Annotated in this window: 11 protein-coding genes; 8 read left to right on the top strand and 3 right to left on the bottom strand. The window is 31.9% G+C overall.

Features of this window, described 5'->3' with window-relative positions:
- Together FD18_RS10065 and FD18_RS03345 are read left to right on the top strand one after the other, a co-directional pair.
- Positions 1-734 (top strand): C40 family peptidase (locus FD18_RS10065; RefSeq protein WP_235499868.1); only part of this gene is annotated, 734 nt, incomplete at its 5' end.
- Positions 735-837: 103 nt separating this feature from the next.
- Positions 838-2046: a L,D-transpeptidase family protein gene (locus tag FD18_RS03345; protein WP_057718601.1), complete on the top strand. Its 1209-nt coding sequence runs from the start codon at positions 838-840 to the stop codon at positions 2044-2046.
- A 43-nt stretch (positions 2047-2089) separates the two neighbouring features.
- Here FD18_RS03345 and hflX read toward each other — a convergent pair whose 3' ends face one another.
- Entirely contained in the window at positions 2090-3370 is a 1281-nt protein-coding gene (gene hflX / locus FD18_RS03340; protein ID WP_057718600.1) for a GTPase HflX, read from the bottom strand.
- A gap of 926 nt (positions 3371-4296) precedes the next feature.
- Here hflX and FD18_RS03335 point away from each other — a divergent pair.
- From FD18_RS03335 to FD18_RS03315, 5 genes are all read left to right on the top strand, one after another.
- Positions 4297-5067 carry an ABC transporter ATP-binding protein gene (locus FD18_RS03335; protein WP_057718599.1) on the top strand — a complete coding sequence of 257 codons (771 nt, stop codon included), beginning with the start codon at positions 4297-4299 and terminating at the stop codon, positions 5065-5067.
- 1 nt (position 5068) lies between these two features.
- Positions 5069-5803, top strand: a complete 735-nt coding sequence (locus FD18_RS03330; protein WP_057718598.1) for an ABC transporter permease — start codon at positions 5069-5071, stop codon at positions 5801-5803.
- Positions 5800-6519, top strand: a complete 720-nt coding sequence (locus FD18_RS03325) for a hypothetical protein (protein WP_057718596.1) — start codon at positions 5800-5802, stop codon at positions 6517-6519. The genes FD18_RS03330 and FD18_RS03325 overlap by 4 nt, the downstream gene beginning before the upstream one ends.
- Before the next feature lie 198 nt (positions 6520-6717).
- Positions 6718-7464 (top strand): ABC transporter ATP-binding protein, encoded by a 747-nt coding sequence (locus FD18_RS03320; protein ID WP_057718595.1) that lies wholly within the window; start codon positions 6718-6720, stop codon positions 7462-7464.
- A gap of 21 nt (positions 7465-7485) precedes the next feature.
- The gene (locus tag FD18_RS03315; RefSeq protein WP_057718594.1) at positions 7486-9354 is read left to right on the top strand and encodes an ABC transporter permease; all 1869 of its coding nucleotides are present in this window, start codon (positions 7486-7488) and stop codon (positions 9352-9354) included.
- A gap of 40 nt (positions 9355-9394) precedes the next feature.
- Here the strand turns inward: FD18_RS03315 and FD18_RS03310 are convergent, their stop codons facing one another.
- Together FD18_RS03310 and FD18_RS03305 are read right to left on the bottom strand one after the other, a co-directional pair.
- Positions 9395-10045, bottom strand: coding sequence for a histidine phosphatase family protein (locus FD18_RS03310; protein ID WP_057718593.1), 651 nt, complete (start codon positions 10043-10045; stop codon positions 9395-9397).
- A 41-nt stretch (positions 10046-10086) separates the two neighbouring features.
- Positions 10087-10302 carry a hypothetical protein gene (locus FD18_RS03305; protein ID WP_057718591.1) on the bottom strand — a complete coding sequence of 72 codons (216 nt, stop codon included), beginning with the start codon at positions 10300-10302 and terminating at the stop codon, positions 10087-10089.
- Between the two features lie 98 nt (positions 10303-10400).
- Between FD18_RS03305 and FD18_RS03300 the strand changes: the two genes are divergently transcribed.
- Positions 10401-10745: a hypothetical protein gene (locus FD18_RS03300; RefSeq protein ID WP_057718590.1), complete on the top strand. Its 345-nt coding sequence runs from the start codon at positions 10401-10403 to the stop codon at positions 10743-10745.
- Positions 10746-10775 lie beyond the last annotated feature (30 nt).

The raw sequence follows: 10775 nt of genomic DNA, 5'->3' as shown, positions 1-10775 counted from the left end.
CTGTAGCAACTGCACCTGTACAAACTAATACTGCAGCAAAGGTACAATCAACTTCAACAACTGCACAAGCTCCAGTAGCACAAGTAGCAGCTAAAACTACTGTACAAACTAACACTGCTTCAACTAATGTTGCTCCAGCAGCAAAGACTAACTACGTACAAACTAATACTGCAGCAAAGGTACAATCAACTTCAGCAACTGCACAAGCTCCAGTAGCACAAGCAGCAGCTGCAACTACTTACAGTGCACCAGCACAAAACACTAACACCGCAGCTAAGCCACAAGCACAAACTGCACAACCAGCTGCTAAGCCAGCTCAACAACAAGCAGCTTCAAGCCAAGCACCAGCACAAACTGCTAAGCCACAAGCTTCAACTCAATCAAACAGCAGTGTAGCACAAACTGTGGTTAGTGCAGCTCAATCACAAGTTGGTAAACCTTACGTATGGGGCGCAACTGGTCCTAACGCATACGACTGCTCAGGTCTAGTACAATACGCATACAGCCAAGCTGGTAAGAATGTTGGACGTACTACTTACCAACAAGCAGGAGCAGGTCAACACGTTTCTGTAAGCCAAGCACAAGCTGGTGACATCTTAATGTGGGGTAACTACCACGATGCTATTTACGTAGGGAACAACCAATACGTACATGCACCACAACCAGGTCAAAACGTAACTCAAGCTACTATTTCTAGTTACTTTATGCCAGATTACGCAATTCGTGTAAACTAGTTTATTGAAATAAATATAGTTATTTTAGAAGGTTAATCAGAAGATTAACCTTCTTTTTTGTGATATAATAAAAAGAACTTTTTTTAGGAATTAGGTATTTTTAATGAGTAATAAAAATGTAGAAAAAAATACCTATCCCACAAATAACTATCGTAAGTGGCTGATAGGTATTTTAATTGGTTTAGCAATTATTCTAATAGCTTGGTTAATTTTGGGACATCTTCAATCGAAAAGAAATACTGAGGCTGAAAAATTTAATGCCAGTCACTTTAATTCAAATGTTGTAATTTATGATGTTCCAGTTGGAAAATTAACGGTTAAAAAAGCTACTTCTAAAATCAATAAAAATGCGAAGAATACTGCTATTTTAGAAGGAGATAAAGTTGTTCTAAAAAAGACTAGTGATAAGGTGATTACTAATAAACAGGTACAGTCTTACTTTGAAAGTCAACATACTCGCTATCCTAGTCATAAAAAGTGGAATTTTAAAAATGAAACTTTATTAAAAGCACGAGATAAGCTCAATCAAATTAAGGATCGTCAAGTAAAATATACCGTTAATGGAAAAAACTTTGTATTTAAAAGGGCAGAAGTATTTTCAAATGTATCTTATGAGAATGATAAATATGTCTTCTCTGATACCAAAATATTAGAAGATAAAATAAATAATATTAATAAGGAAGTAGCAACACTTCATAAATCTTATGACTTCCAACTTCCGAATGGTCAGACTACAAAAGTTAAAAATGAGAGTTACGGTTGGGCAATTAATGAGAAAAAATTAGTAGCCGCTGTTGAAAATGCTCTAGCTGATAATGTTAAGGAACTTAATGGAAAAAACTATATTTATGGTGAAGGTTTTAGCACGTACGGGACTGGTTATGGATTAAGCAATAATGGAATTGGTAACAATTATATTGTTGTTTCCTTAACCGATCAGAAAATGTGGATTTATAAGAATGGTAAGTGTGTCTTAACTTTAGACACGATTGTTACTGGAACTGTTGAAACTAAAATTGCGCATAAAAATTTAGAAACTCCAACAGGAGTTTGGTATATTCAATATAAAGAATCGCCGAGTGTCCTAAAGGGAACTAATGATGATGGCTCTAAATATGCAGTTGATGTTAAGTATTGGATGCCATTCACTTTAACTGGCTGTGGTTTCCACGATAATAGTTGGAGAAAGAACTGGTCGAAGACAGCTTATCTAAATGATGGTTCATATGGTTGCGTAAACTTGAAACCAAGCGACGCACCGAAGGTTTGGAACAATATAGAAAAGAATGAAGCTGTAATTATTTATAAATAATATGAAAAAAGAGTAGATTTTCAAAATCTACTCTTTTTATTTGCTATATAGCATTAGTCTTAAATTTATCTAGATCTTTTGGAGATAGACGTACTGTTACATGAATCCCATCATCTTTAAAGTCTTCACTTAAAATTTGACCATATTCATGTAAATAAGCCAAATTTTTTCCATCCGACAGTGGTAAAACTAAATTTACCTTTTCATAATTATCAAATACTCTTTTTACAATTAAATTAGCTAATTGCCTAATTGATTCTGGATCTTTAGCAGAATATAAAATATCATTTCCTTCAATTTGAGGATAATTACGTTCTGTTAAATCAGCTTTATTATAGGCTGTAATCATTGGCATATCGGTAATGTTTAATTCAGCTAATACCTTTTGTGTAGTCTTAACCATTTGCACCATATTGTGATCTGAGGCATCTACGACATTGATTAACAAGTCTGCATCTTTAGCTTCTTGCAAGGTAGCTTTAAAAGATTCAACAAGATTATGTGGCAGTTTAGAAATAAAACCAACTGTATCTGAAAGAATAAAACTTAAATCATCTTTTAAATCAATTCGTCTAACACTTGTATCTAAAGTTGCAAATAGCATATCTTTTTCAAAAACTTGTTTTTTGTTGGCCTCATCACTAAAAACATTCAGTAATTCGTTCATAGTTGTAGATTTACCTGCGTTTGTATAACCAACAAGAGCCACTTGTGGAAGACAAGAATTGTTTCTTCTAGCAGATTTAATTTCTTCTTGTTTACTAATATCCTTTAATTCTTTTTTGATGGCACTGATTTGTTTACCGATCGTACGTCTATTTAATTCTAACTTAGTTTCACCAGAACCACGGTTCGCAAATCCACCACTTGCTCCACCAGAACCACGTTGTTGGTCTAGATTATTTTCAGATGGATGAAGTCTAGGAAGTTCATATTGAAGACGTGCAAGTTGGACTTGCAGTTTTGCTTGTCTACTGCGAGCACGATTAGAGAAGATTTCCAAAATCAATTCAGTTCTATCTAGAACTTTAAGCTTAGTCATTCCTTCAATATTCCTAATTTGAGTTGGAGAAAGTTCATCATTAATAACTAAAACTTTGGCATATAATTCACGCGCCATATTTTTAATTTGGTTAATCTTTCCAACTCCAAAATAAGTTCCGGAAACAATATTTTCAGCTTTTTGGCTAGCTTGTCCTACAACGTCTAGATTATTTGCTAAGGCTAATTCTCTTAATTCAGTCATGTAATAGTCGAAGTTAGGATCATTTAAATTTACGCCTGCAATAAATGCTTTAGTCTTTTTAGGTTGGTTGTTGATCAAATAATTCACCTACTCTCATAAATTTAGTTTTATATTGATTAATAAGTTAAAAAATCATCATAACCAGTCCTTTATTTGATAGTATGAAAATTATAATTTCTTTTTAAATAAAAAGCAATTTTAATACAAAAAAGGTCACTTCGAAAAACGAAGTGACCTTAAGGATATTTGAACACGGTAATATCCCAATAGAGAGAATTACTTTAACTAACCGTGCACATAAATATTAAGTGGAGCATATTATTGTTACTCTGAAATCATAATAAATTTTTACACTTGTAAATGAAATTAAACTGATTGTATCAAAGGTAGTTAATTAAGAAAATCACTTAAGCCATATATAATTATGGGGGAATAGGAAAGCTCACGACTTAAGGGTATATAGGGTGACAAATTTATTATCTTTGTAATACATAGTTTAAACTGAAAAAATTATATTAATGTATATTCAGCTCCCTGAAGAATTTAGTTAAACTATATTTTATTTATTAACAATAAGTTTCACTATTTTCAATTTTGTTGAACTATAGACGGGAAAAAGTAGTGAAAATAGTGAATTATTACTATGATTCAGAATATCAAGAACTTCTTCTTAATATATTTACTAGATATTTATATAAAGTAACAGCAATTAATATTTGTTATTTATTGCTTCTCTATGAAGACTGCCTTCATTTATAAATATAAGACCTTATAAAAATAATAGCAAATAAAAGAGATTTCATAAATTGTTATGTTATTGAAGTATAACAATTTATCGATGTAACAAAATAAAATAAAAAAATAATTAAATTTTTATTGAATATTAATTTATACGATGATATGCTTATAAAAAATCAAAAAGAGGTAATGCTATATGTTAGTAAAAGTAGTAACAGAAGATATAAAGAATTTGAAATTTAATCCAATAGGAATTTTAGAAAATTATGACAAATACTATATTTAAAGCTGACAACATTACACATGATTATAAAGATAAGAAAAAATTATTTCATGCAATAAAAAATATTAGTTTTGAATTACATGCAGGAGAAGTAATTTCTTTTGTTGGACCAAATGGAGCTGGCAAAACAACACTCATTAAATCTATTTCTAATTACTTAGTTCCTACTTCAGGACAAGTTGAAGTAGAAGGTGTTGATCTGATTAAGTACCCACGAAAAGCTAGGAAGAAGATGGGCATTGTTTTTGGTGGTGATCGTGGATTTTACTACGGTGCTACTGCGAGAGAAAATTTAGAATTTTTTGCTCGAGTCGTAGGTGTTAAAGAAAGAAATATTAAAAGCGGTGTTCAAGAAGCTTTGAAGACTGTTAATTTAGTCGATGTAGCTGAAAAGAAAGTATCTGCTTATTCTAAAGGCATGCTGCAGCGACTTCATATTGCTCGTGGATTAGTAAATCATCCCAAAATATTAATGTTAGACGAACCAACAGCAGGCTTAGATATTGAATCAGTTATTTCGATTAGACAATTAGTTAAAAGAATAGCGTCAGAAAAACGAGGTATTATTTTAACTAGTCACAACATGTCAGATATTGAAAGCTTGGCTGATAGGATCTTTTTAATCGGCGGTGGGATGATTCATTTTGAAGGGTCAATTCAAGAAGTAAAGAAATTTGCTGGTGTGGAAAATAATGCAAGTTTAGCTGATGCCTATTTAGCAGTAGCTGATCAGTTGAAAAGAAGGCAGGTGTAATATGTCTTTTATTAAATTAGCATTATTTCAAGTACGCTTATATATAAAAAATACTTATTTTGTAAATTTAGTGATTATTGAAACAACTACAATGTTACTTTATGAGTATTTGGCTCACTATGTTTTGCAAACTTATGACGGTAAAGAATGGTTAATTGCGGGAGTAATGGGAACATGGGCATCATGTACTACTAGTGCTGGTGCATTAGGTTTTCAGAGGTTCCAAGGTACACTACCATATCTATTAAATACTGGGGTAGCTAGAGAAAAAGTTTTGCTGGCTACTCTGATTCCAGCTTCTGTGTATGGTTTAATTGCTTTTCCTTTAGCAGGATTAGAAGCTTGGTTATTAAAAATGCCAGTTAATTACTTAGATTTTCAATTATTAGTAGGAATCATCTTATTATGGATTGCAGCTGCAGTTTTAAGCTATTTTATTAGTTTATTTTTCGTTTTAAGCAAGAATGCAATTGTTTATGAACAGCTTTTATTATTACCAATTTTACTTTTATCCGGACTTTTAAGTATTCCAAACGCAATTAGAACAAGTATCAAACCTTTTCAAATGCTAAGTCCGTTAACTTTACCAATTAGGATTATCTATCATGAATCTATTCAATGGAATTGGATAATGAGCTACATTTTAGTTGTAGTGGTCTTTGGAGTTTTATCTAAATTAATGACTAATATTGTAATTAAACGATCTTTTAAAGAGGGGAGATTGAGCATATTTTGAAAGCTGCCTATCGTGTTACTCTACGTTCGATTGGAACTTTTGACGATGTTAACGTGATTTTAGTTAATTATTTACTGTTACCATTAGTATCTCTAATTATGTTTTTGTTGATTGCCTTTGGAGCGAGTCAAGATTATTCTCGGATTTTGGTCGGAAGTGTGATTACTACAGGTATTTCTACAGGTATTGGCATTGTGGTAGCGTCCACAGTTTATGATCAAAATATTAATTTACTGGACGATATTTTTTCAATTAGACCTACTTTTCAAAACTATTGGCTAGTAAAATTTGTAATTGCGGCAGTTGTCCTTTCTCTAGAAACCATTTTTTTGGGAGTAATAGGTTTACTAGTGCTTAATAAAATAAATATTATTCCTAAGCTTTTTCTGGCTTTACCCTTTGAAATCTTTATAAGTGTTCTCTTAGCTTATTTTTGTGCTGTATGGGGAATGAAGAAAGAGAATCCTTACTGGCTTTCTAATATTGTAACGGGTAGTTTGATTATTTTAGCTGGGATGATTATTCCAGTAAGTGAATATCCTACTTGGTTAAAATTTTTTGCAGAACTACTTCCAATTAGTAATTTAATAGATTGGATAGTTAACAGTAATATTTTTAGCCAAAGAATGTTAATTTTATTAATAAAAATTTTAGTTTGGTATTTAATTTGCATATTAAGTACTAAAATAATTCATAGTAAGTTATTAGAGAAATAACTATCAAAAAAGCTGTTAAATCGTGGTATTAAAACCGTGATTTAATAGCTTTTTACGTTTTTGCGTAAATTGTCTAATTTATTTCAATATTACGAAAGAGAGAGAAAAAATTGAAAAACAAGCTTTACTTTTTTGTGTGGTGTCTGTATTATATAGTGTAACAGGTACGTAATACACTATAACGAAAAAGGAGACAAAATGAGTAAAGTAGTTCAAGTTCAAAATATTACTAAGACTTATGGTAAAAAAGGTGAAAAACAATACCAAGCTTTAAAGGGCGTTAGCTTTGATGTGGAACGTGGTGAATTTGTTGGAATCATGGGTGCATCTGGTTCTGGTAAAACCACTTTGTTAAATATTTTATCTACATTAGATCAACCTACAACTGGAAATGTATACATTAATGGCCGTGATATTACTGGCTTAAATAAAAATCAAATGGCAGACTTCCGTGGTCAAGAAATTGGTTTTATTTTTCAAGATTTTAACTTATTAGAAAATTTAACTAATCGTGAAAATATTGCTTTGCCTTTGTCTTTGCAAAATGTAAAAGCTAGTGAGATTAACCCTAAAGTTGATAAGATTGCAAAGCGTTTAGGGATTGACCATATCTTAAATAAGTATCCAGCAGAAATATCCGGTGGTCAAAAGCAACGTGTTGCAGCAGCACGTGCATTAGTTCATGAACCAGCTATTCTTTATGGGGATGAACCAACTGGGGCACTTGATTCTAAGAGTGCTACAGAGCTTCTTGAAACTATGAAGGGATTAAATGAAAAGGATAGAGTATCGATTTTAATGGTAACTCACGATCCATATTCTGCTTCGTATGCTAGCCGAATCCTTTTTATTAAGGACGGTAAAATTGGCAAAGAAATCAAAAAAGATGGTAAGAGCAGAGAAGAATTTTATCAAGAGATTATTGCAGAATTAGGTAGACGCTAAGAGATTAGAAAGGAAATAACTATGCTTTGGAAATTATCATTAACCGGAATTAAAAGCCGGTTCAAAGACTATTTAGTCCTTTTTTCTGGCTTAACTTTTGCTAGTGCGATCTTTTACATGTTTATGACCTTAGCAACAAATCCCGCTTTCTTAAAGGGCTCGTTGAGTATTGCATTCCAAATTACTCAAATTGTCTTTGGATTCGGAATTGCATTGTTATCAATTATTACTTTTGTTTATATCGTGTATGCTAATAGCTTTTTGTTAAGTATGCGGCAAAAAGACTATGGAATGTACATGATGCTAGGTGCTAGGACTAGTAAAATTGGAAGATTGATTTTTACTGAAACACTTGTTGTTGGTTTATTAGCTACCTTATTAGGAACAGTTCTAGGAGTTGCTTTAACGCAAGGCGTTTCTAGCATTTTGATTTCACAATTAGGTTTGCAAATTCATAAATTTGTAGGATTCTATTTACCAGCATTACTTTGGACGATTGCCTTTTTTGCAATTTTATTCTTCTTAGCTGCTTTTTGGAATCGTCATAAGTTAGTTAAATCAAATATAATTAATTTACTTCATGAAGATCAAAAACCAGTTAAATTACATAGAAATAAATTATGGAAGTTTATTGAGGCTCTTTTAGGAATTGCATTACTTGGAACTGGTTATTGGGCAATGATGCATGCTGTAAAATTAGGTACCAAAACTATTCCAATTGCCTTCTTTACGATCGTTTTTGGTTCTTACTTTACTTTTGATTCCTTCTTTACAGCAATTATTGATTTGCTACGTAAGAACCTAGCTTTCAAATACAGAAAACTTCATTCCTTTACTTTAGGTCAATTAAAATTTAGATTAAGTGATTATACTCGTATTCTTTCAACTGTTTCCTTACTTTTCGCTCTTGCCTTGGGAGCAATTACTGTTGGTTTAAACTTCAATAATATGACTGAACAAGCTATGGAGAGTACTTACTACGATGTGGTTTTATATAACCATAATAAAAAAGTAGACAATCAATTAAAGAAAGTTTCTGTAAAATCAACTACGAATCTTGAGTATAAGATAATAATGGAAGGTAAAGGCAAGGAGAGACAACGAATTCTTTACATTCCTGAAAGTCAAATTAAAAATAATAAAATCATGTATCAACATTATTCACGTAAGAATGATGTAAGCCATTATGATACTAGACGTATTACTTTGAGCGATTTTAAGAATAAAAAATCAAATGTTGCTGCCGAAGGCGAATATCAATTAGTGTCTCTTACTCCATATAAAGACGCTCAAGTTAAAGTTGTACCGCAAGTACAATATAATCGAATTAAAGCTACGGTAAATAAAATTGAACTTTTAAGAGTCAATGACTTCAGAAGTAATTTCAATAATATTGAAAAATTACAAAAATTGTCTGTAAATCAAATGATTAGCTCACCAAATGCAACTAAAGATGGAATTAATGTAAATCTTTCTAATTCTAAATCAGCTCAATATCGTCTAGTTTCAAGTATGACTTCTGGCTTTGAATTTATGGGCTTCTTCTTAGGTCTTGCATTCTTAGCAATGCTTGCATCAACATTAATGTTTAAAGTATTGTCTGGCGCTAATAGCGATAAGCCAAGATATCAAATGCTTTGGAAAATTGGTACTAGAAAGAGCTTATTAAAATCTTCTATTGCGAAAGAAATTGGTATCTTGTTTGCTTTGCCAGCTGCCTTGGGTGTAGTAGATGTTTTATTTGGACTACAATTATTTAAATCAATTTTAGGAATGAATACCTACGATAAACTTTGGATTCCATTTACAATTTTCGGAGTACTTTATGTAATTTACTACTTCTTAACAGTAGTTTTATATCAACATATCGTTTTACAAAAAGAAGATTAAAGAAAAGACTTCATCAAAAATTTGGTGAAGTCTTTTTGTGTTAAATTGACATTTTATTATAAGAAGCGATCTTCATATCTTTATCAGTCATGTTCATGATAGTAATTGAAGCATTGCGTGGACCATGAGCTAAATTATATTCTCCAGGTGCAAAACGGGAGACGATGCTTCGAATGGTAAATCCGTGAGTTACAAGCAAAATATTTTCAGCACCGTCTAATTGACTGATTAAGTCAAAGCCCTTGTTAACACGATTCCAATATTCTGCTGCATTTTCAGCTTCGTGGTAAGGATCTGCTTCTTTCATATAGTCCTTAATAGTATTAATATCAACCTCTTTAAGTAGTTCATCGCGTCTTGAATAGCCATGAGGACCACCGATCATGCGCCAAGCTTCGTCAGAATTCATTCCTTCAAAGAAACCATAGAACTGTTCTCTAAAAAATGGGGTAGCAATGTGTTGCAACTCATCCCGATTGCAATTTTCGTTGATAATATAATCGCAAGTATCGCTAGCTCTTTTTAGATCACTAGAAATTGCAATATCAAAAGGAATGTTGCTTAAAGCCTTGCCAGCATCTTTTGCGCCTTGAATTCCTTCATCGGTTAAAGGGGTATCGCACCAACCTTGCATTTTATCGTAGCGATTAATATAAGTTTGACCATGGCGAACAATATAAATTCTTTTCATTTTAGGAACTCCTTAATTAACATAGCTTAATTATAACAAAGCTAAAAAATCAAAATTTTGAAAGGCGTGTAAAGAAATAATAGGAGCAATACACCAACGATGATTAATAAAATTGTATTTTGCTTCATTAGCGTTTGGTGCTTTTCTTCGGTAATTTTATTGGCTTTAAATTTTTGACTGACTTTAATTTGGCGAGCGACAATTATTGCAATTAAGATCAAATAAATGATTAAACCTATGGATTCAAATATTATCATGATAATTCTCATCCTTCATAATGATAAAAATATTGTATCAAAAATTTTGAATATTAAGACGAAGTATACTAACTTAGTAGGTGAAAGAAGAGATGTATATGAGAGTTACTAAATTAGTTGTCGGAATTTTAATGATTGTATATTCAGTTTGGCTATTTATTCAAGGCCTATTGGGAGGATTCCTAGGAGTAATTGCCGATAAAAATATGTTAGCAGGTATTATTGGCATCCTACTTTGTGGTTTATTTATGGCAAGTGGAATTGTTTATATTTCAACTGAAAATAGCGATGGCTTAGGTGGAGATATATCAGGACTGGCTATGATGATTGTCGCTGGAATTTTAGGATTTTTTGGTGGTACTTATGCTGGATTAGTTTGGACTGGAATTTTAGCTTTGATTATTGGAATAGGTTTCTTTATTTGGCATCTGAAGACAAGATAAGAAAAATCAGCTTAACAGGTTATGTTGATC

The sequence above is a fragment of the Lactobacillus taiwanensis DSM 21401 genome (genome assembly GCF_001436695.1).
Lineage (GTDB): Bacteria > Bacillota > Bacilli > Lactobacillales > Lactobacillaceae > Lactobacillus > Lactobacillus taiwanensis.
This window is presented reverse-complemented; position numbering and strand designations above follow the sequence as displayed.

Coding starts and splice junctions, on each gene's coding strand:
- FD18_RS03345 (WP_057718601.1), top strand. CDS start 838: ATGAGTAATAAAAATGTAGAAAAAAATACCTATCCCACAAATAACTAT.
- FD18_RS03335 (WP_057718599.1), top strand. CDS start 4,297: ATGACAAATACTATATTTAAAGCTGACAACATTACACATGATTATAAA.
- FD18_RS03330 (WP_057718598.1), top strand. CDS start 5,069: ATGTCTTTTATTAAATTAGCATTATTTCAAGTACGCTTATATATAAAA.
- FD18_RS03320 (WP_057718595.1), top strand. CDS start 6,718: ATGAGTAAAGTAGTTCAAGTTCAAAATATTACTAAGACTTATGGTAAA.
- FD18_RS03315 (WP_057718594.1), top strand. CDS start 7,486: ATGCTTTGGAAATTATCATTAACCGGAATTAAAAGCCGGTTCAAAGAC.
- FD18_RS03310 (WP_057718593.1), bottom strand. CDS start 10,045: ATGAAAAGAATTTATATTGTTCGCCATGGTCAAACTTATATTAATCGC.
- FD18_RS03305 (WP_057718591.1), bottom strand. CDS start 10,302: ATGATAATATTTGAATCCATAGGTTTAATCATTTATTTGATCTTAATT.
- FD18_RS03300 (WP_057718590.1), top strand. CDS start 10,401: ATGAGAGTTACTAAATTAGTTGTCGGAATTTTAATGATTGTATATTCA.